Origin of the sequence: Alteromonas sp. B31-7 (assembly GCF_015767655.1) — a bacterium.
GTDB lineage: Bacteria > Pseudomonadota > Gammaproteobacteria > Enterobacterales > Alteromonadaceae > Alteromonas > Alteromonas australica.
Genome location: NZ_CP065233.1, coordinates 1,481,087 through 1,505,012, shown reverse-complemented (window position 1 = coordinate 1,505,012; position 23,926 = coordinate 1,481,087). Strand labels below are relative to the sequence as shown.

At 45.5% G+C, this 23,926-nt stretch carries 20 protein-coding genes; 7 read left to right on the top strand and 13 right to left on the bottom strand.

What is annotated here, in order from left to right:
- Positions 1-5 precede the first annotated feature (5 nt).
- The 5 genes from IUA53_RS06320 (at position 6) to IUA53_RS06300 (ending at position 5,124) form a co-directional block, all read left to right on the top strand.
- Complete coding sequence (locus IUA53_RS06320) at positions 6-557, top strand: DUF1415 domain-containing protein (protein WP_196898805.1); 552 nt, start codon at positions 6-8, stop codon at positions 555-557.
- A 207-nt stretch (positions 558-764) separates the two neighbouring features.
- Complete coding sequence (gene tsaA / locus IUA53_RS06315) at positions 765-1,478, top strand: tRNA (N6-threonylcarbamoyladenosine(37)-N6)-methyltransferase TrmO (protein WP_196898803.1); 714 nt, start codon at positions 765-767, stop codon at positions 1,476-1,478.
- Between the two features lie 89 nt (positions 1,479-1,567).
- The gene (locus IUA53_RS06310) at positions 1,568-3,268 is read left to right on the top strand and encodes a proline--tRNA ligase (RefSeq protein ID WP_196898801.1); all 1,701 of its coding nucleotides are present in this window, start codon (positions 1,568-1,570) and stop codon (positions 3,266-3,268) included.
- 30 nt (positions 3,269-3,298) lie between these two features.
- Positions 3,299-4,138, top strand: coding sequence for an MBL fold metallo-hydrolase (locus IUA53_RS06305; RefSeq protein WP_044057595.1), 840 nt, complete (start codon positions 3,299-3,301; stop codon positions 4,136-4,138).
- A 35-nt stretch (positions 4,139-4,173) separates the two neighbouring features.
- Positions 4,174-5,124: a phospholipase A gene (locus tag IUA53_RS06300; RefSeq protein ID WP_044448025.1), complete on the top strand. Its 951-nt coding sequence runs from the start codon at positions 4,174-4,176 to the stop codon at positions 5,122-5,124.
- A gap of 30 nt (positions 5,125-5,154) precedes the next feature.
- Here IUA53_RS06300 and IUA53_RS06295 read toward each other — a convergent pair whose 3' ends face one another.
- The 4 genes from IUA53_RS06295 to guaB all read right to left on the bottom strand — a co-directional run bounded on the left by IUA53_RS06295 (position 5,155) and on the right by guaB (position 11,285).
- Entirely contained in the window at positions 5,155-6,057 is a 903-nt protein-coding gene (locus IUA53_RS06295; RefSeq protein WP_196898799.1) for a histone deacetylase family protein, read from the bottom strand.
- A gap of 92 nt (positions 6,058-6,149) precedes the next feature.
- On the bottom strand, positions 6,150-7,772 hold the full coding sequence (locus IUA53_RS06290; RefSeq protein WP_044057598.1) for a methyl-accepting chemotaxis protein: 1,623 nt from the start codon (positions 7,770-7,772) through the stop codon (positions 6,150-6,152).
- 396 nt (positions 7,773-8,168) lie between these two features.
- Positions 8,169-9,746, bottom strand: coding sequence for a glutamine-hydrolyzing GMP synthase (guaA, locus tag IUA53_RS06285; RefSeq protein WP_044057599.1), 1,578 nt, complete (start codon positions 9,744-9,746; stop codon positions 8,169-8,171).
- Positions 9,747-9,815: 69 nt separating this feature from the next.
- On the bottom strand, positions 9,816-11,285 hold the full coding sequence (guaB, locus tag IUA53_RS06280; protein WP_044057600.1) for an IMP dehydrogenase: 1,470 nt from the start codon (positions 11,283-11,285) through the stop codon (positions 9,816-9,818).
- A 100-nt stretch (positions 11,286-11,385) separates the two neighbouring features.
- Here guaB and xseA point away from each other — a divergent pair, with 100 nt between their 5' ends.
- Complete coding sequence (gene xseA, locus IUA53_RS06275) at positions 11,386-12,741, top strand: exodeoxyribonuclease VII large subunit (RefSeq protein WP_196898797.1); 1,356 nt, start codon at positions 11,386-11,388, stop codon at positions 12,739-12,741.
- 9 nt (positions 12,742-12,750) lie between these two features.
- Positions 12,751-13,812 (top strand): hypothetical protein, encoded by a 1,062-nt coding sequence (locus IUA53_RS06270; RefSeq protein ID WP_196898795.1) that lies wholly within the window; start codon positions 12,751-12,753, stop codon positions 13,810-13,812.
- Positions 13,813-13,876: 64 nt separating this feature from the next.
- Here the strand turns inward: IUA53_RS06270 and der are convergent, their stop codons facing one another.
- The 9 genes from der to ndk all read right to left on the bottom strand — a co-directional run bounded on the left by der (position 13,877) and on the right by ndk (position 23,831).
- Entirely contained in the window at positions 13,877-15,319 is a 1,443-nt protein-coding gene (der, locus tag IUA53_RS06265; RefSeq protein WP_044057602.1) for a ribosome biogenesis GTPase Der, read from the bottom strand.
- Positions 15,320-15,445: 126 nt separating this feature from the next.
- Positions 15,446-16,702: an outer membrane protein assembly factor BamB gene (gene bamB / locus IUA53_RS06260; RefSeq protein WP_196898793.1), complete on the bottom strand. Its 1,257-nt coding sequence runs from the start codon at positions 16,700-16,702 to the stop codon at positions 15,446-15,448.
- Positions 16,703-16,733: 31 nt separating this feature from the next.
- On the bottom strand, positions 16,734-17,354 hold the full coding sequence (locus IUA53_RS06255; RefSeq protein ID WP_044057604.1) for a YfgM family protein: 621 nt from the start codon (positions 17,352-17,354) through the stop codon (positions 16,734-16,736).
- Between the two features lie 12 nt (positions 17,355-17,366).
- Positions 17,367-18,647 carry a histidine--tRNA ligase gene (gene hisS / locus IUA53_RS06250; RefSeq protein ID WP_082052910.1) on the bottom strand — a complete coding sequence of 427 codons (1,281 nt, stop codon included), beginning with the start codon at positions 18,645-18,647 and terminating at the stop codon, positions 17,367-17,369.
- A 77-nt stretch (positions 18,648-18,724) separates the two neighbouring features.
- Entirely contained in the window at positions 18,725-19,843 is a 1,119-nt protein-coding gene (gene ispG, locus IUA53_RS06245; RefSeq protein WP_044057606.1) for a flavodoxin-dependent (E)-4-hydroxy-3-methylbut-2-enyl-diphosphate synthase, read from the bottom strand.
- An 8-nt stretch (positions 19,844-19,851) separates the two neighbouring features.
- On the bottom strand, positions 19,852-20,937 hold the full coding sequence (locus IUA53_RS06240; protein WP_196898791.1) for a RodZ domain-containing protein: 1,086 nt from the start codon (positions 20,935-20,937) through the stop codon (positions 19,852-19,854).
- A gap of 8 nt (positions 20,938-20,945) precedes the next feature.
- Positions 20,946-21,995: a type IV pilus biogenesis/stability protein PilW gene (pilW, locus tag IUA53_RS06235; RefSeq protein WP_196898789.1), complete on the bottom strand. Its 1,050-nt coding sequence runs from the start codon at positions 21,993-21,995 to the stop codon at positions 20,946-20,948.
- Between the two features lie 24 nt (positions 21,996-22,019).
- The gene (locus tag IUA53_RS06230) at positions 22,020-23,138 is read right to left on the bottom strand and encodes a bifunctional tRNA (adenosine(37)-C2)-methyltransferase TrmG/ribosomal RNA large subunit methyltransferase RlmN (protein WP_044057609.1); all 1,119 of its coding nucleotides are present in this window, start codon (positions 23,136-23,138) and stop codon (positions 22,020-22,022) included.
- Between the two features lie 261 nt (positions 23,139-23,399).
- The gene (gene ndk, locus IUA53_RS06225; protein WP_012519000.1) at positions 23,400-23,831 is read right to left on the bottom strand and encodes a nucleoside-diphosphate kinase; all 432 of its coding nucleotides are present in this window, start codon (positions 23,829-23,831) and stop codon (positions 23,400-23,402) included.
- Positions 23,832-23,926 lie beyond the last annotated feature (95 nt).

The following is a 23,926-nucleotide window of genomic DNA, read 5'->3' as shown; positions in this document are numbered from 1 at the left end:
ATTTCATGGAAAATCAACATTACATCTCGGCGACATTGCAATGGGTGGATGATATCGTCATCCACCACAACTTTTGTCCCTTTGCTCGCTATGCCCGCTATCCTGGCGGAATACATTGTGAAGTGACAGACGCCACAGCCGATGCAGGGAGTGTCCTTGCGACATTGTTTGATGAATGTAGACGCCTCGACAATGACGCCAATATTGCGACGACGCTCCTAATACTGACAAACGAAGATGCAAAAGACTTTAATCGTTACCTTGATATTCTTGCGATAGCAGAAAAAATGTTGAGTGATTGGGGATATGCAGGCATTTATCAACTCGCCAGCTTTCATCCAGACTACCAATTTGAAGGTGAAGACAGTGCGTCACCCTCTCACTTTACCAACCGTTCTCCGTATCCGCTGCTTCATTTAATCCGCGAATCAGACATTTCGAAATATATGCAAAATGAAGAGGATGCGGAAAAGATTTACACTCATAATATGGAAAAGGCGCAGACGCTGGGTTGCCCTTATTTCAGAGATAAGTTGAAAGCGCTCAAAACGAATTAAAAAAGCCTGTCCAAATAGACAGGCCAAAAGATGGGTCCAGGGAAACCAAATACAGCGACCCAAACATCCGTATTTGGCTCAAGTTTAAATTTCACTGCAAACTTGAAGTTTTATCATACCTGAACTATGTGATTAAAATATTACATAATGTGGGGTTGAGCCAATAAATGATTAACAAAATGTTTCAGTGAAAACACTTTATTACCCATGAATAACAACAATATACCTATCACTCCCGTAGGTTTTATCACCAGCCCTTTTAAGCAGAAGTTTGCGATCCCACGACAACCTAATTTAGCGAAGGCAAAGGGGCATATCACCCTCACTGAACAATTTAACGACATACGTGTATTTAAAGGATTAGAAGGCTTTAGCCATGTGTGGGTACTGTTTCAGTTTCACAAGAATAGTGATAAAGGTTGGAAGCCCACGGTAAAAGCACCACGATTAGGTGGCAATGAGACATTAGGGGTATTTGCTAGCCGCAGTACACATAGACCTAATGGGATTGGGATGTCTGTTTTAAAACGCGGAGGCTACTACAAACACAACGGCCTCGTGCAGTTAGAGGTAGAAGGGCTAGACTTACTGGATGGCACCCCTATCTTAGATATCAAGCCTTACCTTCCCTATGCGGACATATGTGAAAGCGCCACAGACAAGCTAGATGATTATGCCCCTATTCCCAATCGCCAAGTTGTGATTAGCGAGCCAGCAAGGGCAAGCCTAACTCAAGCGAGCATGACCCACAGCGATTTAGAGACACTGATTGTTTCTGTGCTACAGCAAGATCCGCGACCAGCGTACAAACACAAACTCGATGACGATCCGAAGGAATACCGTGTCATGCTGTATGCGTACGATATTTACTTTTATGTTCAGCAGGGAACACTGGTTGTCACACAATTGAAAGCGGTTTAAATCAACACGGTTGTAGCACAATTGCTATTTGTTAATTAGAATACGCCAGATTTACCCATTTATTATTTTTTATAGGAAAACTGCACCGAATGCGCACTAGTCAATATTTGCTTGCCACGCAGAAAGAAACCCCCGCCGATGCTGAGGTTATCAGCCACCAGCTAATGTTGCGTGCGGGCATGATAAGAAAGCTAGCCTCTGGTCTATATACTTGGTTACCCAGTGGCCTTCGCGTATTAAACAAAATTTCAAATATCGTGCGTGAAGAAATGAATAAAGCCGGCGCGATTGAAGTGTTGATGCCCGTGGTTCAGCCCGCTGACCTTTGGCAAGAATCTGGACGTTGGGACGAATATGGCCCTGAACTTTTACGTGTCAAAGACCGCCATCAGCGAGACTTTGTATTAGGCCCCACTCATGAAGAAGTCATTACTTCTTTGGTGCGCAATGAAATTAGCAGCTACAAGCAACTGCCGTTAAACCTATATCAAATTCAAACGAAATTTCGTGACGAAGTTCGCCCTCGTTTTGGCATCATGCGTGGTCGTGAGTTCACCATGAAAGATGCGTACAGCTTCCACTTAGAAGACAGCTGTTTAGAAAAAACGTATCAAATCATGTTTGAGGCGTACTGCAATATTTTCACCCGTTTAGGCCTAGATTTTAGAGCGGTCATTGCAGATTCAGGCTCTATTGGCGGCAACCACTCTCACGAATTTCATGTTTTAGCTGACTCAGGTGAAGATGCCATTGCCTTTGCCAGTGACAGTAACTATGCCGCCAATGTGGAAATGGCAGAAGCCATAGCACCTGAGAAGCAACACGCCTCCGGTTTAGCTGAAGAAGTCGTCAGCGTAGACTCCGCAGACCTAGAAACCGCATTAGCGTCACTCAATGTTGACGCAGCACAAGCCGTAAAAGTGATTGTGGTCAAAGGCGAATCAGAAGAGGGCGAGGCAGAACGCTGGGTAGCGTTAGTGCTGTCAGCGCAGCATACGCTGAACGACATTAAAGCGGAAAAAGTTGCCGGTATACAGGTACCTTTGGTGGTTGCTAGTGAAGAAAAAGCAACCGCTGTACTTGGTGTACACCCTACGTTTGCCGACCCGAGCGCACTGACGCTTCCTACTGTGGTAGATTTGAGTGCAGCTGCCCTTGCAGATTTCGTGTGTGGTGGTAACAGCGAGAACACCATGCGTAAAAACGCGAACTGGGTGGGTGAGCTTGAAACAGCAGATTTGAGAAATGTAGTTTCCGGCGACGCCTCACCTGACGGAAATGGTACACTGGAAATTAAACGTGGTATCGAAGTCGGTCATATTTTCCAGTTAGGCAGCAAATACTCAGAAGCCATGAATTGCGGTGTGTTAAGCGAAACAGGCAAACACCAAACCCTAACCATGGGTTGCTATGGTATTGGCGTTTCACGTATTGTGGCTGCGGCAATCGAGCAAAATCATGATAAGTTTGGTATTAAGTGGCCCGATCCTATCGCTCCCTTTAAGCTGGCGCTTATTCCAATGAATATGCACAAATCTCATCGCATCAAGGAAGCGGCTGAAGGCTTATATAAAACCTTGTTAGACATGGGCATAGAAGTGCTATTCGACGATAGAAAAGAGCGCCCAGGCGTCATGTTCAACGACATGGAACTTATCGGTATTCCTCACACAATTGTGATTGGTGAAAGAAACTTAGACAATCAACAGGTGGAATATAAAAATCGCCATACAGGTGAAAAACAACTGATTGATTTGTCGGCTGCGAGAGACTTTGTCGCCACCTTGTAAGCGACAATAAACTCGGCAGAAGGAGGATGCATGCGAGTCACTTTTTACGGCGTTAGAGGGTCTATTCCGACCCCTGGCGCGGCGTACATCAAGTACGGTGGAAATACCGCATGCGTTCACGTTGAGCTTAACGACGGCACCGATATCATATTAGACTCAGGCACGGGCATTCGTCTGTTAGGCAATAAGTTAAAAAACAAAACCTCCCCTATTCACTTATTATTAAGTCATAATCATTGGGACCATATACAAGGTTTTCCATTTTTCTCTCCGATATATCAGGCTAACCGCGATATCTTTATTTACCCTGGCCAAACATCACTTGCACAGCATGATCATATTTTGCAGCAAATGGAAGGCTCATTCTTTCCCGTGTCTCCTTGTGATTTACACGCGAATATCCAATTTAAAACATTTCCTGAAAATCAAATGTCATGGCAAATTGGCAATGCGAAAATAAAGCGGTTAAGGATGAACCACCCCGGAAAAGGCAGTGCCTATTGTCTTGAAGAAGACGGCGTGAAACTGGCGTATATTACCGACAATGAGCTCTACCCTCCCTATCAAAAAGAAACAAACTTTTTAGGCTTTGTGGATTTTGCGAAAGATGCAGATATGATAATTCATGATGCACAATACTTAGCCTCTGACATGCCAGATAAATCAGGTTGGGGGCATTCAGTGGCTGAAGAAGCGGTAAAACTGGCGCTTGCATGCCAAGCGAAGCATCTCGCTTTATATAGTCATGATCCAGATCGCACCGATAAAGATATAGATATGATTGTCGAACACTGTGAGCAGTACATTACCGTCACAGAATCTGCATTAGCTGTTTTTGCTTCTGCGGAAGGGCAAACCCTCATTTTTTAACGATAAAATTACGTCCACCACCACGGAGAAATAAGGTGTCAGTTTTAAAGTCCTTACTATATATGGCTGTGTTTACTTTATGCAGTCAGCACGTACATGCTCAAGAAAAACAGCAGAGTGAAGATAGCGACGAAAATGATATTGAAGTTATCGATATTATTAAGCGCGATGTGACTACGGAAAGCGCTTTAGACAATCGCATGGAAGGCGATAAAGAAGCGCTGGATAACTCCTTCGCCATGACCCAACACAGACAAAATTATATTCTTCCCATGACTTACATCACTAACCCCAATTCGGCCGGCAATAGTGAATTAACGGAAGAAAATATTGATAAAAAAGAAGCTAAATTCCAGGTCAGCACTAAGTTCCCGTTGTATCTAGAAGAAGCCGGTTTCGACGGAGTTTACTTTGGTTTTACCCTCACATCATTTTGGCAATTGTACAACAGTGAAGTATCAAAGCCGTTTCGCGAAACCAACTACGAACCAGAAGTGTTTTGGCAAGAAACCGCTGATTACTCTGTTTTCGGCTACAAGTTTAATACCTTCCAAGTAGGTTTTAATCATATGTCAAACGGACAAAGTGGCTTGCAATCACGCAGCTGGAACCGCCTGTTTGCCTCAATCGTGTTTAGTGATAACGATGATATCTATTACCTCAAGACGTGGTACCGTATTCCGGAAGACGAAAAAGACGACATTAATGATCCTACCGGAGATGACAACCCAGATATTCAAGACTACTACGGCAGAATAGAGCTTGGGTATGGCCGTAAAATTGGCGCATTTAAAATGATGGCATTGCTAAGAAATAACTTAGACTTTGACGAAAATCGAGGCAGCATTCAACTCGACTTTACCTATCCTATCTCTGATAGATACGAGCTGCTACTGCAATACTTTAACGGCTACGGCGACTCGTTAATTGACTATAATCGCTCTCAAGAGCGTATTGGTGTTGGATTCCAACTACTGTTCTTATAACACGCGCCTTATAAATAGTGGCGCGCAACCTTAGCGAGCAATGACACCCGCCGCTTTGTAAAGCTGCAGGTGTACATCCACCAGCGCTGCGATATCTCGCTGATAGCCGCCACCAATAACGGCGGCTATGGGCACACCACAGCCATCGGCAAAATCAAATACCCGCTTATCACGGGTGAGAACACCTCCTGTCGTGACATTCAACAAGCCTAAATCGTCATTTACATGAATGTCCACGCCAGCGTCGTAAATGATTGCATCAGGGTGAAATTGACGCAGAACTAAAGTGAGCGCCTCATCAAGGGTCGTTAAATATTCATCGTCACCTGCCCCTTTGAGCAAACCAATATCGATATTTGATTGCTGTTTTCGGTGAGGGAAGTTTTTTTCACCGTGGATAGACAAAGTAAAGATATCGTTATCATTCTCTGCCAACTTAGCCGTACCGTCCCCTTGATGTACATCTAAATCAAGAATAAGTACATTATCAATATGTGACGCCTTTTGCATTGTCTTCGCCGCAAGGTACAAGTCGTTAAACAGGCAAAAACCCGAGCCATAATCTGCAAATGCATGATGATAGCCTCCCGTCAGGTTGAGGGCTTTGCCTTGTTCAATGGCAAGTTGTGCCGTTAAACAGGTACCTGCCACAGCGGTGTAGGTACGTTTAATCAATTGCTCAGACCATGGAAAGCCAATTCGACGCATAGCTTTTACATCTAATGTACCGCTAGATAGCGCCTTCACGTAATCGTGAGAATAATACTGATACAAGTCACGTTCTGATAGGGGGAGTGGCTGCGTAAAGCCCGATTCACTCACCCCTCGATTCACCAGTTCATCTCTTATCCCCACGTATTTTTCTATTGGGAATCTGTGTCTATGAGGTAATTCGAGTTGACTATAAATGGGGTGAAACACCAATGGGATCATGCAGGGCGCCTAATAAAACTGTCTAACACTGACGAAAAAAGGCGTACTTACTATTTTGTAATACGCCTTGTTAAGATAGTGTCAAAGCCGTCTTATCGGGTCAAACTATTCACGACTTTTTCTACGTTAAATGACATACTCTTCATAGAGCGGGAAATATCATCACCTTGCGCCAACTGATGATACTTTTCTGATGACGTCACCACATTATTAATAATACTCTCCACTTGCTGTAATACGGCTTCCTGCTCATCGGCCGCTTCGTTCAGCGCCACAACAACACTGGCAGTTTCTTGAATGTCTTTCACTACTTCATTGAGGGTATCTAGCGCGATAGCCGCTTCTGCCGCATTATTGTCAGACAAGGTTTTACCCGTAGACATCGCAGACACAGCGCCTTTTGCTTCCGACTCAAAACTACTCAGAATATCATTAATTTCTTTGGTCGATTGCTGCGTCTTGGCAGCCAGTGCGCGTACTTCATCTGCAACCACGGCAAAACCTCTACCATGCTCTCCAGCTCGTGCTGCTTCAATCGCTGCGTTTAACGCTAATAAGTTGGTTTGATCAGCAATTTCATTAATCACATTAACCACTTTTAAAATATTGGTACTGCGATTTTGCAATTCAGAGACTATATCACTTGATTCCGTTACCGTTTCAGCCAATTGTTTAAAGCCTAAATTGGCTTTTTCAAATGTGGCATAGCAACTTGCCACATTTTTTTCTGAATTGTTTGTCGCCACTGCCACTTGATCGGTAATTGCCACCAAATTCTGAACAATCTCTTTGAGTTTATCAGTACTGCTGTCTAGAGACCGCGATGCCGAACGCTGGCCGTTGGCGCCTTCCATAATAGAGGCACTAACCTGACTAAGCGTACCAAAGGCCCGCTCCATTTCTTGTTCCGCATCTTGCAACTGTCTAACCGACTCTTTCAGCTTTGTCTGAAGCGAGCGGGCTGAATCGGCTAGCACGCCAAGTTCGTGGTAACTCGAATAAGAGAGGTCGTAATCATATTGACTGGCCGCTAAATTTGAAATACACCCTGCGACTTGCTTGATTGGCTTAATAACATGTTTACGAAGACAATATATGACGTAAGCCACGCTCAATATAGACAGTGACAACGCGGCCACCATGATTATCCATAAGATGCTTCGCGTGTTGCTTTTAAGGTCAGAGATAGCCGTGGCCGATTCTGAAGCGATATTTTGTGAAATACTGGTCAGTAACTTAGCAGGCGCTCTATCGATCCCTCTCACGTAGCTGTCACCAACTTTAGGATCGAACCCGGATTGTACGTAAGCCTCGTAACCCTCCCGGTACTTCTGCGCCATCACCTGATGGGCGCTTTGAAATTCTCTGATGTCCGCTTTGGCTTCGTTACTAATTATATCGTTTAGCAACATACTTTCGAACGCACGTGTAATCTCCTGTTCTTTTTGCTTAAATCGCGACCAGTATTTTTCACGGTCGTCTTGGTTGTGCCCGCGTAACAGCACATTTTTCCATTCTTGAACTTGGGTTTTAAATGCACTGTGAATATGATTGACATCTCTTTCCGATTGCACCAGCGTGTTTTCTAACTCATCAAAGGCGTTCAAAAGAGAAAACGCCTTCATGATAGATGCACTATTTAACAAAACTAAAATCATCAAACTGGCAAGAACGGGGGTCATTACCAATCGACTTATGCTGGTGAAATTGAACACGACTTAACCTTTAGTATAAGAAGTAAAAAGGACGCGGCCATTAGATGATCGTTTTGTGACAGAAGGGTGACACTAAAGGTATTATTAAAAATACGTTTATATATACTTTTATACTCTTGCTATGCACAGGTTATTATAGCAATGAAATCAGAAACGCCCCTAACTCGCTATCGGAGCTTGTTTTACCTCTTAAGGGGGGTGTAATGGACTATTGCCAAGTTAAGGTAAGAAAGCGCTAAATCGTCGGCCGAGCTCACGGGACTAAGATCACTAAAATACCAATTCAAAAGCCTCATTGACTCACTAACTTGACGGGCAACAAACAAAAAGTCCGCAATTATGCGGACTTAAGTATGATTGAGAGCCTGTTAATGCCAGAGCATTCTTAAAGGCGCATTATTCCCACTCAATGGTAGCTGGCGGCTTACCTGAAATATCGTAAACCACACGGCTAATACCGTCGATTTCATTGATGATTCGGTTAGAGACCTTGCCTAAGAAATCGTAAGGTAAGTGCGCCCAATGTGCAGTCATAAAATCAATGGTCTCGACGGCACGTAAGCTTACCACCCAATCGTATTTACGCGCATCGCCCATCACCCCAACAGAACGTACCGGTAAAAATACCGTAAATGCTTGGCTGACTTTCTGGTACAGGTCTGCCGCGTAAAGCTCTTCGATGAAGATAGCGTCGGCACGGCGAAGCAAATCGCAGTACTCTTTCTTAATTTCACCAAGAACGCGCACGCCTAAACCTGGTCCTGGGAAAGGATGACGGTATAGCATGTCATAAGGCAGGCCTAACTCAAGACCAATTTTACGCACTTCGTCTTTAAAAAGCTCACGAAGCGGTTCAACGAGGCCAAGTTCCATATCATCTGGAAGGCCGCCTACATTGTGGTGAGACTTGATCACATGCGCTTTACCCGTCGCCGAGCCAGCCGATTCAATCACATCAGGATAAATTGTACCTTGTGCTAACCACTTCGCATTTTCAAGTTTACCGGCTTCTTCATCGAATACACGCACAAACTCGTTGCCAATTGCCTTACGTTTAAGCTCAGGGTCTTCAATGCCTTTAAGGCGGTCGAGGAAGCGTTGTTCAGCGTCAATACGAATAATGTTTAAACCAAAGTGGTCACCAAACATCTCCATAACCTGGTCGGCTTCATTTAAACGCAATAGTCCGTTATCAACAAACACACAGGTTAGCTTTTTGCCGATGGCGCGGTGAAGCAACATTGCTGTCACTGATGAATCTACGCCACCAGACAGGCCCAAAATAACTTCGTCGTCGCCCACTTTTTCTTTAATGCGCTCAATCGCGTCTTCAATAATCGCCCCGGCAGTCCAAAGCTTCTCGCACTTACACACATCCATAACAAAATGGGTAAGTAGTCGCATGCCCTGACGAGTATGAGTAACTTCTGGGTGAAATTGTACGCCGTAAAATTGCTTTTCTTCATTGTACATAGCCGCATGTGGACACGAGGCGGTTTGTGCGATGGTGTCAAAGCCTTCAGGAATAGCTGACACTTTATCGCCATGACTCATCCAAACGTCAAGCAGTGCGGCCCCTGTTTCACTAACGGCATCTTCTATCTGATCCAATAGTGGACTGGGTTTAATGACTTCCACTTGAGCGTAACCAAATTCACGCTTGTCAGAACCTAAAACGGCACCACCAAGTTGTTGCGCCATGGTTTGCATGCCATAGCAAATACCGAATACCGGCACGCCAGCTTCAAACACATACTCTGGAGCCCGTGGAGAGCCCTCTTCCGTCACTGATTCAGGGCCACCAGATAAGATAATGCCTTGAGGATTAAATTCACGAATTTGAGCTTCGGTGACATCCCAAGCCCATAGTTCACAGTAAACGCCAATTTCGCGAACGCGACGTGCTATTAACTGCGTGTATTGCGAGCCAAAATCCAAAATAAGTATGCGTTGGTCGTGGATATTTGTGGTCATTTTTCATTTTACCCGTTAAATAAAAGAACAAAGGCTGGTGAATAACCAGCCTCGCAGTCGTCGGTCGCCTTAACCTAAGCGGTAATTTGGCGCTTCTTTAGTAATACTTACATCATGGACGTGGCTTTCACCCATGCCAGCAGACGTTACGCGAACAAATTGTGCTTTGGTATTGAGTTCTTCAATAGTGGCGCAACCTGTTAGTCCCATAGCTGAACGTAAACCACCCATTTGCTGGTGAATGATATTCGCAATTGGCCCCTTATACGCTACGCGGCCCTCAATACCTTCTGGTACCAGCTTTTCTGCATTATTAGATTCTTGGAAGTAGCGGTCTGATGAACCATGGCTTTGATTCATTGCCCCTAGCGAGCCCATTCCACGATACGATTTGTAGTAACGGCCTTGGAAAAGTTCTACCTCACCTGGCGACTCTTCCGTACCCGCCAACATGCTACCCACCATGACACAGCTTGCACCGGCGGCAAGGGCTTTAGCAATATCACCTGAGAAACGAATACCACCATCGGCGATGACAGGAATGTCAGTGCCTTTTAATGCTTCTACGGCATCTGATACTGCTGTAATTTGCGGCACACCACAGCCTGTCACAATACGTGTGGTACAAATTGAACCTGGGCCAATGCCCACTTTAACCGCATCTACGCCAGCGTCGGCTAGCGCTTTCGCGCCGTCGCCGGTGGCCACATTTCCAGCGATAATTTGAACGTCAGGATAGTCCGCACGCACTTTTTTCACACGGTCAATCACCCCTTGGGAATGGCCGTGAGACGTATCAATAAGCAGTACATCCACGCCAGCTTCTACCAACAACGCAATGCGCTCATCGGTACCTGGCCCCACACTGACCGCCGCGCCTACGCGAAGACGGCCTAGCGAATCCTTACATGCATTTGGCTTGTTTTCCGCTTTTTGGAAATCTTTAACCGTGATGAGGCCCGTTAGTTTAAACGCGTCGTCAACCACAAGAATTTTTTCGATACGATGTTCATGCATGAGATCTAGCACCACATCTGAACTGGCACCTTCTTTAACAGTGACCAAGTCTTCTTTACCCGTCATCACGTTACTAATAGGCAGTTCTAAACGCTTTTCGAAACGTAAATCTCGACCGGTGACGATACCAATGAGATTATTATCCTCATCGGTTACCGGGAAACCTGAATAACCTTTTTGCTTTGAAAGGGCGAGAACCTCACCAATCGTCGCATCTTTAGTAACGGTAACGGGGTCTGAAACCACACCACTTTCGTACTTTTTAACTTCATGAACGTGTTTGGCTTGTTCTTCTGGCTTCATATTTTTGTGAATGAAACCTATACCACCCTCTTGGGCAAGTGCAATCGCTAAGCGGGCTTCAGAAACCGTGTCCATGGCAGCAGACACCATTGGAATATTTAACGTTACACCACGGGTAAGTCGGGTTTGTAAGTTAGCTGTATGTGGAAGGACGGTCGAGTGGCCAGGAACGAGCAACACGTCGTCAAAGGTCAGGGCTTCTTGGATGATACGTAGCATGCAACAACACCTATTCAGTTGAGGGTTAATTGCGGCGCAATTGTAGTGTTTTTTAGTTTTCAGGTAAACTCTATTTGTATTAAACCCTGTGATTTTTTTTATGTTTACAAATTCGCCATCTACCTCTCGACAAATTTTAACAGTCACCAAGCTAAATCGCTTAGCCCGAACCGTGCTAGAAGGCGAAATTGGCCTTATTTGGCTATCTGCTGAAATTTCTAATTTTGTTTGTGCCGCGTCAGGCCATTGGTACTTTACTCTGAAAGACAATAAAGCGCAGGTGAAGGCTGCGATGTTTAAAGGTGCTAATCGCAATGTACGCATGCGCCCCAAAGAAGGGGATAAAATTCTGGTGCGCGCCTCGGTTGGGCTTTATGAAGCACGAGGCGACTACCAATTAGTGGTAGAACACATGGAAAGTGATGGTGAAGGCGCGTTAAAACAAGCCTTTGAAGCACTTAAAGCGCGCCTTAATACAGAAGGCTTGTTTGCCACGCACCGCAAACAGCCTTTGCCTGAGGCTATCAATCGTATTGGTGTGATCACCTCCGCCAGTGGGGCTGCCTTGCACGATATATTAAGTGTATTGAAACGCCGAAGCCCCCAGACAGAGGTTATTATTTACCCCTCTATGGTGCAAGGTGAAAGCGCACCTAGCCAACTCATTAACGCGTTAACCGTGGCTAATCAGCGCAATGAAGTGGACGTGATATTACTATCTCGGGGAGGCGGCGCTTTAGAAGACTTATGGTGTTTCAATGATGAAACCTTGGCCCGTCACATTGCCCAATCAACCTTGCCCGTAGTCAGTGCGGTGGGGCACGAAATCGACTTTACTATCGCTGATTTTGTTGCCGATGTTAGGGCTCCCACCCCTTCTGCAGCCGCTGAAATACTAAGTCAGGATACGCGAGCGCTATATCATGCAGTCACGCAAAATAGGCAGCGTCTTGTTCGTGCCATGCAAACACAGATTCAGCGTGCACAACAAGGATTAACATTACGCCAGCAAAAATTGCTTTCCGTGCATCCACAACGCCGTATTCAACATCAATGGCAATCTTTAGATAGACTGCAACTGAGGTTAAAGCATGCTATGGCCAACACGTTGTCTCATGTAGCCAAGACATTGGATGACAAAACGCAGAAGCTAGCTAAGCAGTCGCCGCTGCTACGAATAGAGCGAGGGCAGAACAAGTTAAACCAGTTAGACAAAGCCCTGACCAGCGCCATACGAAACCAGTTAAAAGACAAACAGCAGTTGCTAGGTGCCAAGGCCGGCCTACTTCACTCGGTTAGCCCTCTTTCGACACTTTCAAGGGGCTACAGCATTACATTGCACAATAATTCCGCAATCACCCAAGTCGCGAATGTAAAAAAGGACGATGTTATCTATACGCGAGTGACTGACGGGGAAATAACCAGTAAAGTAGTGGCTATCTCACGTCATAAGTAAGGCGCTTATTTGTCATTTTCATTTTCATGGTACCGCCGACGTCACTTCTTCATTTTGTCGGCGGCATTTTCATTGTGGTATTGTCTTTCTTCACACGCCCACGCCGACAGTACCCCTTCATCTGATATTTCTGTTTCCGTTTTTTCTACTTACCCGAGTGATCAACTGGCGACGTCGTGTAACGACATCAGCCCGCTTGGTGCTTGTATAGAAGACGGCATTTCTCCTGACCTCTTCATTAATATTATTAAGGAGAAAGGTTGGTTTAAAGCAGTGATGGCTTTCAATGAACTTTACGATTACGAGCTACTTATTGCGCACATGAATACGCTGAGTGATAAGGGCCGTGTGGTGCACTTTTTAGAAATGACGTTATTGTGGCGGGGGATGGAAATTAACTCCACAAGTGTCGACACAGAGAGCCATCAAGATCACGATGGAAAAAGTAGCGACAGCAAAGAAGATATAGCTACGCGCCTACTTTCACGTTGGTATGCTAAAAGCGATGAAAACCACCTATTTACCACTGACTTCTTATATTCAGCGCTAGAAGCCAGTGATTACACAAGGTCGTTGAAGGTACCGCAAAAGCTTGGTGATTTTACGCGCTTTGACACTCAGCTTTACCCTGACCCATTTAAAGGCGCGGTTACCCGCTACATACACCCCACATTTGAAGATGCGTTAATTGATGTCACTGTGTATCCCTTAATAGCGAAAGCAAGCGCCAACAGAGATACCTTATTGCAACAAGCCCTTCATGATGATTGGAAAAAGGCCAGCGAAGTGGCTCACGCACGCGGCTTAAACTTGAGTAAAGACAAACCGTTAACCACATTTACTGCAAATCCTCGGGCCACAGGATGGCGGATAGCAATGAAAGCGGAATCTCAAACCAGTGATACGATTTACGCCACAACCTATGTATTCACTCAGCACGATAAGATAATCAAAATATCAACCACCTTCCCCACTGCGCTTTCCGACCCAATTGCAAGAACGCTGATGGAAACCATTGAAGTCCCCACTCCCTCGCCCTTAATGGAACAAGTTAGGCAGCTATTAAATTAAAAAACCAGCAATGTTTCGCGTAAACGTTGCTGGTTTTTCACTGTTGAAGTGGTCGCCTTAGGGCTTACTTTTTATTATGGTACGACATGAGGCGCTTGCGCTTTCTTTGCTGCGCTAACGTAAGTTGGTTTTTCTTGCCCTCAAATGGGTTGTGTCCTTCCCTAAACTCAATCTTAATTGGCGTGCCCATAATTTCTAATGACTTACGGAAATAGTTCATTAAAAAACGTTTGTAGGAACTTGGTAGGTCATCCACTTGGTTTCCGTGAATAACAATAACAGGTGGGTTGTAGCCCCCCGCGTGAGCATACTTCATCTTCACCCTACGCCCTCGCACCAGCGGCGGCTGATGATCGTCCTGCGCCATCTCCATAATTTGCGTAAGGATAGAGGTATTAATGCGTTTGGTGGCACTTGCGTAGGCTTCTTGTACAGATTCAAACAAATTACCCACGCCGGAGCCATGAAGCGCTGAAATAAAATGTAGACGAGCGAAGTCGATAAATCCTAAACGGCGATCGAGTTCACGTTTAATGTCGTCTTTAACATCGGTACTCAAGCCGTCCCATTTATTCACCGCCACCACTAAAGAGCGACCAGAATTAAGGACAAATCCAAGCAAGCTAAGATCTTGATCCGTAATACCTTCACGGGCGTCTATGACTAACAACACCACATTTGACTCTTCAATGGCTTGCAAGGTCTTTACGATAGAGAACTTTTCTACTGCCTCATTAATTTTCTTACGCTTTCGCACCCCCGCCGTATCAATAAGGATATATTCACGTTCATCCCTTTCCATAGGAATATAAACACTATCACGGGTGGTACCAGGTAAGTCATAAACCACCACTCGCTCTTCACCCAAAATACGGTTTGTGAGGGTAGATTTACCTACATTTGGCTTGCCGACTATGGCTAATTTGATGGGCAATGATTGAAGTTTTTCGCGCTGTGCTTCTGCGCCTAAGTCTTCCTCTTTAGGTGCTTCTACCACTTGCATATCAGGAAAGCTAGCGTCTAAAGGGGATAACGCCTCTTGTAGCAATTGACTAACACCACGGCCGTGGGCCGCAGCGATTTGCTTCACGTTACCTAAACCTAAGGCGTAAAATTCTGCACTTTCACTGTCGCCGTCAATACCGTCAACTTTGTTGGCAACCACAAATACTTGTTTGTTAATGCGTCTTAGGTGATCGGCAATGCCTTTATCGGCTGGTAGCAAGCCTGCTCTAGCGTCAACCAAGAACATAACAACATCGGCCTCTTCAATGGCTAACAAAGACTGTTGCGCCATTTCTGCGTCAATACCTTCCTCGTCACCTGTGATACCGCCGGTATCAACAACAATAAATTGCCGCTGTTCATATTTAGCTTGGCCGTATTTTCTATCGCGAGTTAAGCCAGGGTAATCAGCAACCAGGGCGTCGCGAGTATTGGTCAATCGGTTAAACAGGGTAGACTTGCCCACATTAGGGCGGCCCACCAAAGCAACTACGGGTAACATGTATCAGATCCTACAGGTCGTGAAAGCACAAACCGCAAGTAAGCTAAGCCTACTTGCGGTCACTCTATGAGAAATATTATACCTGTTTAGCGTCGATGCGTCAGCATCAATCAGGCATGGTAGATTTTAAGGCGTGGTAACGGCTGCCACTTCTCCATTACGGGTAACAGTAATGACGACATCGTCTACAACAATAGGCGCTGCGTAAATAGCATCGTCTTCGTCATCACCGCCCACATCTAAGCGAGCAACAAGGTTGCCAGTCTCTTTATCTAACCAGTGCAAAAAGCCCCAGTTATCACCCACAACAACGAAGTCTTTAACGGCAGATGCGGCAGTTACAGAGCGTTTCTTTAAGCCGCTTTGTGACCATAATTCTACGCCATTTCGTCTATCTAGCGCGTAAATATTTGAATTATTGTCAACAACGAATAAATTATTTCCATCAAGGGTAATGTTTCGGTAAGACGCATATTCACGCTTCCAAATGACACGCCCTGAGCGCAGTTCCACCGCCGCTAAGGTGCCGTTGTAAGAGATAGTGTAGATAGTGCCACCGAATAATACCGGCGTCGTATCTATATCAACAATACGCTCTAGTTCCGTCGCGCCCGATGGCGTGGCAATCACGGTTTCCCATGCCAATACACCTGTTTCTAACAGGTTAACCTGAATTTTACCCGTCGCTGTACCTACAATAGCCCCGCCATTTGCCGCTACCGGCCCAGAGATACCACGCAATGTCAGCGGCGGAGTATCGCCTTCATGACGCCACTTCTGCTCGCCAGTTCGCGTATCTAAGCCAAACATCACGCCTGCGCCAGTGTTGACAACCAAAATACCTTCGTCAGCTGAAGGTGCAGCAAGCACTTCTCCTGGAATAGTGGTTTCCCAGCGGGTTTCACCGGTTTCGGCATCTAGGGCGATAACATCCCCATTTTCTGTCCCCAGAAAAACCATTCTATCTGCAACAGAAATACCGCCAATACGTGCACTTTGGCCGCTTCGCCATAGTCTGGAAATAGAATCCCAGATGCCTTCACCATTGAATATAGCGAAGTCTCGTGCCCAAAGTTGGTCGCCCGTCTCGGGATTCAACGCCACAACACTGCCGTGACGATCTGCGACATACAAACTTTCATAGGCATAAACGGGGCGAAGACGAGAGAAATAGTGATCGACTCCATCACCAATATCTTTGTCCCATTTAACTTGCGGTGTAAATTGAGATTGAATAGGTTTAAGACGACGAATCTCTAGCTCTTCTTCATCCGCAAACCAATCAGACACTGTAGAACAGCCAGAAAGCATAACAGATGCGGCAAGTGCCATCCCCATTACACGAACAAGACGACCCTTACGGCCACAGGTGTTGTGAAACAAATTGCGTACCTCTTTATTTTTATTTACCAGCTTACTGGCCCGCTGCAACCGCTAGGTTATCTAGCTTCATCTGCAATAGCGGATTATTGGCATTTTTCTCAAGTGCACTTGAATATGCTAAGCGTGCATCATCGAATTTACTTTGCTGTTGATATACATCACCTTTAAGTTCAGAAACTTCAGCAGAAAATGCCTCATTAGTAACATTGCCTAGCGTAGACAACGCCGCGTCCAGCTGGTTCATTTCAATTTGAACCCGTGTTAAACGTAACCCGGCTAATGCTTTAATTTCATCATTTTCTGCAAAAGTGACAACCCGATTCAAATGAGAAGCAGCGGCATCTAAATCACCTGCATCAACGGCTTGTTTGGCGGCGAGTAAGCTTGCGATACTGGCATAACCTGAGTCTTCATTTTCTTTAATAAAGGTCTCTATCTTAGCGTCGCTACCTTCTGTGCCAAAAGTTTCTACGGCTGCTTGATACGCCACAGAGGCTGATTCACGAGATTCGATTTGCGCGTCAGTAAACGCACGCCATCCCCACAAACCACCCAGACCTAAACCGGCACCAACTAAAATAGCAATGCCGTGGTCTTTCCAAAATCGTTTAATGGCTTCTACTTGTTGTTCTTCAGTTGCAAATTGTTCCATTTTATCCTCTTATTATTTTGCTAGAAGGTCAGCAAGGGTGGCCGATAAATCATCAAAGGCAACCGTTTGTTGTTCTTGACCATCGCGTAAAGGTTTTACGCCTACTTGCCGCGCTTGCATTTCTTGCGACCCCAGCAATAGGGCTATTTGTGCGCCGGTTTTATCGGCACGCTTTAATTGTTTTTTGAAGTTGCCGCCGCCACAATGCATCATGACGCGCACGTGAGGTAAGGTGTCTCGTAAATGCTCGGCAACCTGCACGGCATAACCCTGAGCTTCGTCGCCCATAGCGGTTACATAAACATCAGCAGCACTGGTTTCCTGTGCATCTTCGTTTAGCGTAGTGAGCAATAAAACTAAGCGCTCAATACCCATGGCAAAGCCTACCGCCGGCGTAGCTTTACCGCCTAACTGTTCAACCAAGCCGTCGTATCGGCCTCCCGCACACACCGTACCTTGAGCACCCAAACTTTCCGTTACCCATTCAAACACAGTACGATTGTAATAGTCGAGACCACGAACAAGCCGAGGGTTAACTTCAAAGTGGATACCCGCTTGTGTCAAGCGTTCACATAGCACGTCAAAATGCGCTTTTGACGCTTCATCAAGGTGATCGAGTAACGAGGGAGCATCGGCAATAGCAGCTTGTACATCAGGATTTTTGCTATCAAGAACCCGTAAAGGATTCGTTTCTAAGCGTCGAAGAGACTCTTCATCAAGCTTATCAGCGCGGGCTTTTAAGTATTCAATCAAAGTATCACGGTACGCTTGTCGTGCTTCGTTTGAGCCAAGTGAATTCACTTGCAGTGTCACGTGCTTCTCAATACCGAACGCTTTCCAAAGTCGAGCGCTTAAGAGGATAACCTCTAAGTCAATATCAGGGCCATCGATGCCGTAGGTTTCTACGCCAAACTGATGAAACTGACGATAACGCCCTTTCTGTGGACGTTCGTGGCGAAACATGGGCCCCATATACCACAAGCGTTGTTGCTGATTGTACAGCAAGCCATGCTCATTACCGGCTCTAACGCAGCTGGCGGTACCTTCTGGACGCAGCGTTAAGCTATCACCGTTTCTGTCCTCAAAGGTATACATTTCCTTTTCGACAATATCGGTCACCTCGCCAATAGAGCGCTTAAATAAATCCGTGCTCTCTACTATGGGAGTACGAATTTCTTGATAGCCATAGTTGGCTACCACCTGACGGAGTACAGATTCTACTTTCTGCCATGTACCGGACACTTCCGGCAGGCAATCATTCATTCCGCGAATTGCCTGAATAGTCTTAGCCACGTGAATTTCTCATACTGCAAAATGGTGAAAAGCCCCGCATTATAGGGGCTTTGGTAGTAAACAACAATGCTACGAGCTTAGTCTTTTACTGATACCTGAATTTTATGCTCATCGCTAAGGCGTAAGGCTTTAGCCCGTATTTTCGCTTCAAGCTTATCAACCAGATCATCGTTAGGTAAACGTTCTTTCACCCGTTTACCGTCTTCATACAAGCCGCTCATGTTGCGAGCGCCGGTTAAACCCAAATCAGACACTTCCGCTTCCCCTGGCCCATTTACCACGCAACCGATGATTGAGACGTCCATAGGCGTAAGAATGTCTTCTAAACGTTGCTCAAGCGCATTAACGGTACCAATTACATCAAACTCTTGGCGAGAACAGCTGGGGCACGCGATAAAATTAATGCCTCGGGAACGGATACGCAGTGACTTTAAAATATCGAAGCCGACTTTAATTTCTTCTACAGGGTCTGCTGCCAGTGAAATTCGTATGGTATCGCCAATACCTTCAGCGAGTAACATGCCTAGACCCACCGAACTTTTCACTGCCCCAGCACGCTGGCCGCCTGCTTCGGTAATGCCTAAATGTAAAGGTTGGTCGATTTTCTGAGCTAACAAGCGATAGGCGCCCACGGCCAAAAAGACATCCGAGGCCTTAACACTTACTTTAAACTGGTCGAAATTGAGCTTATCAAGAATGTCTACGTGTCGCATAGCTGACTCGACAAGTGCTTCGGGTGTAGGCTCGCCGTATTTTTCTTGCAAGTCTTTTTCCAGTGAGCCGCCATTTACACCAATACGAATGGGGATATTTTTGTCTTTTGCGCAATCGACAACCGATTTCACCCGTTCCATGTTGCCAATATTGCCTGGGTTAATACGTAAACAATCTACGCCATACTCTGCCACTTTTAACGCAATTCGATAATCAAAATGAATATCGGCGACCAGCGGAACACTCACTTGTTGTTTAATGTGTTTGAATGCTTCGGCGGCTTCCATAGTAGGCACAGATACGCGAACAATCTCGCCCCCCACCGCAACAATGCGATTAATTTGTTCAACGGTAGCGGCCACGTCTGTAGTACGAGTATTCGTCATTGACTGGACGGCAATGGGCGCTCCATCACCAATAGGAACATTACCTACGTTAATACGCGTCGATTTTCTGCGTTTAATAGGGCTTTCTGCAAACATCTAAATACCTATAAAGGAAGCGTAAAACGAGCGGTTGTACCATTTTGATATGATGAAATATCTACCGGCTCGTTGTTAATTGATATACGTACATTATCCGGTGCACCAAGCGTAACTTCAACAGGAGGTACGCCTTGAATTTCCATAACTCGCCCTTTTTGCTTTACCCCGTAGGCGATGGCTTCACCTGTTGCATCTTTTATGTTTACCCAGCAATCATCCTCAAAGGTAAACGCCATTTGTATGGGGGCCGACGTTGGCACTGGCGACGTGTTCTGCTGTAAGGCAACAGTGCCATCTGCTCGGTTTGATACTAATGCCGTCAGATTATTCGACTCATCGATATTTGCACCGCTCACGCCACCGTTGTCTGGACTTACATTAGCAGGGGTGGCTTGCTCGATAAGTTGTGAATGACTATCGTTAATTGCACCTTGTGAAGAGGCTTCTGGATTGATTGAATTATCGACACTATCCACGGCTTGCCGAGCATTCCCAGTAACCGCTTCGTCTGAGCTAGGCTCGCCGAGACGACCATTTGAACTTGAAACTGGTGTATTGCCAGCGTCCTCTTTAATACGCTCAACAACCGTGCGTTCTGCGGTACTATCTACCGTGCTCTCTACCGTATTTCCCGGCGTATTTCCCGCCGTACCTTCATCGCTTGGTTGCTGATACCACCAAGCCACTACTCCACCAATAATAAGCAGCAGAATAAGGTAGGTCACCATCATCCAACGGTCATCGTGTGTCTGTTTTGCGACACGTTTGGAGAAGCTCTGCAATTTAGCCGGAGGCTCGGCTGTGACATGACGTTGTTCAAATGCGTTGATCACCGCCGCAGAATCTAAACCTAATTGCTTTGCATAATTCCGCACATAGCCTTTGGTAAACGTGATAGACGCATTGTCATCAAGACGATCTTCTTCTAAATCATTAATTTGATGGGCTTTTAAAAATAGTTTATCAGCCACTTGTTGTTGTGAAAGTCCTAACGCTTCACGACGTTCCCTTAACATTTGTCCAGGGCTTGGCGTAGTATTATTCTCTGGTTGCGAACTATTTTCTTCTGTCGCTTTTTCTTCTGACACCATTCGACTTCCTATTTTTCCTGCAATTGAGTGGGGACTAACCAAAGTTTCATACCGGCAAAAATTGCGCCAGGATCTTCAAGGTTGTTCCAGGTTTGCAGCGTAGCCACTTTAATATTGTGCATGAGCGAAATACGATATAGGTTTTCGCCCTGTTTTACTATATGGAATTGAGGTGTTTCTTTAGATACTTCACTGTTTTTACTTGTGCTTTTCTCATTGGCACTACTTTCTTCCGCCGGGGGTGATCCTTCCGACGGATTCGCTTTTAGGCTTCGCATAATTTGAGGCTTTGAAGTGTTTATCTGCTGTTGAACACGTTCAGCTAACGCACTTTGCGGAAACTGCTCAAGCAGACGATTCCCATAGGCTAATGCCTTGCTTTCGTCACCTTGGGCTTTGGCCACTTCGTAAGACATCCAGAGTACATTAGGGGTTGTACTTGCAACTCTCTGGTAGGTAGATAAGGTACGCTTGGCGTTATCCCATTGTCTGTCTGCCACATAGAGTTCAGACAACAGTAAAAGGCTCTTTGGTCGCCCCGGTTGATGCTTTACCGCATCTTCCAAGTAAGCAATCGCATCATCAAGATTACCTTGACTTTGTGCGCACAGCGCAAGATTTTCGTAAGTTTCGGCTGCATTAGCGTATTGTTTGCTATCAATGGCCTTTAGGAAATAACGTTTAGCTTCTGCATAACGACCATTTTGGCATTGAAATGCACCGTAGCTATTCATGATATCGCCGCTATTTGGCGACAATGAAATTGCCGTTTTATAGGCGGATTCTGCTCGCTCATTATCGCCCACCAACTGATAGTAGTAGGCTAAAGCGTAGTGAACATCACCAGAATGGGGATAAAATTCCAGCGCTTTATCTAGGTTCTTTTTGGCTTGGGTGTAATTGTTATTTTTTAAATAGGTAAGACCAAGGGACATTCGCGTTTTCGCGGCTTCTTCACGATTGAAGTCGTCACCAACTCTATTTGCATCTGTACTACTGACACACCCGCACAACAACACAATGCTAAGTGATATAACGACTAGCCAACCTTTGCCCATAGTCTTACCCTAATATCTTAATGATTATTGGGCCATTTTTACCGAAATTGCTTCGCCCTTCATCTGTTTTTTCAACATTCTTTTCGTTCTATCAACAACATCACCCACTAATTGACCGCACGCAGCATCAATATCATCCCCACGCGTTTTACGCACTACAGTGGTAAGCCCATAATCCATAAGCACTTTTGAGAATCTATCAATACGTGAATTACTCGAACACGTATACGGCGACCCTGGATATGGGTTAAACGGAATAAGATTGATTTTACACGGCGTATCTTTCAGCACTTGCGCCAATTGGTGAGCTTGATCGGTACTGTCGTTGATATGAGAAAGCATAACATACTCTACCGTCACCTTGCCTTGGTTCGCTCTAGATTTGGCTAAATAGCGGCGAACACCTGCCAAGAATGTTTCAATGTTGTACTTCTTGTTGATAGGGACAATTTCGTTACGCAATTCATCATTGGGTGCGTGCAGTGAAATAGCAAGCGCAACGTCAATTTGATCGCCTAGCATATCCAAAGCTGGCACCACACCAGAGGTACTTAACGTTACCCGGCGTTTAGACAAGCCAAACCCAAAGTCGTCTAGCATAATGTCCATAGCAGGCACGACATTTTTAAGGTTAAGTAACGGCTCCCCCATGCCCATCATGACCACGTTGGTGATGGGACGTTTACTGGTATCTTTTGATAACCCTAAGAACGTGGCCACCCGCCATACTTGACCAATAATTTCGCTGACGCTGAGATTTCGGTTAAAACCCTGCTGCGCCGTAGAGCAGAAAGTACACTCTAACGCACAACCAACCTGTGACGATACACACAAGGTGGCGCGATCGGTTTCGGGGATCCAAACCGATTCCACTTCCTGTCCACCTTCTAGCGTAAGAGCGAATTTAATAGTGCCATCGCTCGCTTCCTGAAAGTAGGCTATTTCGGGCGCCTTAATTTCGCAATGTTCAATAAGCATGGCGCGAAGGTTTTTATTGAGGTTACTCATTTCCTCGAAATCGCTGATACCCTGCTGGTAAATCCATTTCATTACCTGATCGGCACGAAACGGTTTCTCGCCCATTTCCTTAAAGAAATTGCGCAAGCCTTCGCGATTTAGATTTAATAAGTTCGTTTTTGCCATGAATAAGATGACCCTTTTACCTTCGAGGGAAGCCCCTCTCACTGCTGAAATTGGAGTTAAAACCAGCGTCTTGCCTAGGCGTTAGACACTGTTTAAAAATTGCGCGAATTTTAACACATCTGATTAGTCAGAAAAAGTCGATTTAGCGCAGACTGGTGTTAAGTTTGGCAATGCGAGCACTGCAACACAGCATGAAACATACTAAGGCGCTAAAAACAAAAAACGAGGCGCTAAGGCCTCGTTTTTTCTACCTGCGTATTCTTAGCGAGTACGTGGGCAGATTTCTTCTTCAGAGAAGAAGTAAGCAATTTCGCGTGCTGCTGACTCAGGTGCGTCAGAACCGTGAACTGCGTTTTCGTCGATTGACGCAGCGTAGTCTGAACGAAGTGTACCTGCAGCGGCATCAGCTGGGTTAGTTGCGCCCATGATTTCGCGGTTAGCTAGAACAGCGTTTTCGCCTTCTAGTACTTGAACCATAACTGGACCAGACGTCATGAAGTCAACAAGTGCGCCGAAGAAAGGACGCTCTTTGTGTTCTGCATAGAAGCCTTCTGCTTGCTCTTTGCTCATGTGGATCATCTTAGATGCCACGATGCGAAGACCTGCAGATTCGAAACGGTTGTAAATTGCACCGATTACGTTTTTAGCTACCGCATCAGGCTTGATAATCGAAAAAGTACGCTCAAGAGCCATGTTCTCTCTCCAAACAAATAGTGTATGTATCTTTAAATTTTGGCCGCGAATTATAGGCAATTAATTACGGCTTTACTAGAGCCTTTGTAAAAAGA

What these genes read in the sequence shown, in the direction of transcription:
- tsaA (WP_196898803.1), top strand. Translation starts at nt 765, where the DNA reads ATGAATAACAACAATATACCTATCACTCCCGTAGGTTTTATCACCAGC.
- IUA53_RS06230 (WP_044057609.1), bottom strand. Translation starts at nt 23,138, where the DNA reads ATGGCAAAAACGAACTTATTAAATCTAAATCGCGAAGGCTTGCGCAAT.
- der (WP_044057602.1), bottom strand. Translation starts at nt 15,319, where the DNA reads ATGTTACCCGTAGTTGCTTTGGTGGGCCGCCCTAATGTGGGCAAGTCT.
- IUA53_RS06320 (WP_196898805.1), top strand. Translation starts at nt 6, where the DNA reads ATGGAAAATCAACATTACATCTCGGCGACATTGCAATGGGTGGATGAT.
- IUA53_RS06255 (WP_044057604.1), bottom strand. Translation starts at nt 17,354, where the DNA reads ATGGAACAATTTGCAACTGAAGAACAACAAGTAGAAGCCATTAAACGA.
- IUA53_RS06310 (WP_196898801.1), top strand. Translation starts at nt 1,568, where the DNA reads ATGCGCACTAGTCAATATTTGCTTGCCACGCAGAAAGAAACCCCCGCC.
- guaB (WP_044057600.1), bottom strand. Translation starts at nt 11,285, where the DNA reads ATGCTACGTATCATCCAAGAAGCCCTGACCTTTGACGACGTGTTGCTC.
- IUA53_RS06240 (WP_196898791.1), bottom strand. Translation starts at nt 20,937, where the DNA reads ATGGTGTCAGAAGAAAAAGCGACAGAAGAAAATAGTTCGCAACCAGAG.
- ispG (WP_044057606.1), bottom strand. Translation starts at nt 19,843, where the DNA reads ATGTTTGCAGAAAGCCCTATTAAACGCAGAAAATCGACGCGTATTAAC.
- pilW (WP_196898789.1), bottom strand. Translation starts at nt 21,995, where the DNA reads ATGGGCAAAGGTTGGCTAGTCGTTATATCACTTAGCATTGTGTTGTTG.
- ndk (WP_012519000.1), bottom strand. Translation starts at nt 23,831, where the DNA reads ATGGCTCTTGAGCGTACTTTTTCGATTATCAAGCCTGATGCGGTAGCT.
- IUA53_RS06305 (WP_044057595.1), top strand. Translation starts at nt 3,299, where the DNA reads ATGCGAGTCACTTTTTACGGCGTTAGAGGGTCTATTCCGACCCCTGGC.
- guaA (WP_044057599.1), bottom strand. Translation starts at nt 9,746, where the DNA reads ATGACCACAAATATCCACGACCAACGCATACTTATTTTGGATTTTGGC.
- xseA (WP_196898797.1), top strand. Translation starts at nt 11,386, where the DNA reads ATGTTTACAAATTCGCCATCTACCTCTCGACAAATTTTAACAGTCACC.
- IUA53_RS06295 (WP_196898799.1), bottom strand. Translation starts at nt 6,057, where the DNA reads ATGATCCCATTGGTGTTTCACCCCATTTATAGTCAACTCGAATTACCT.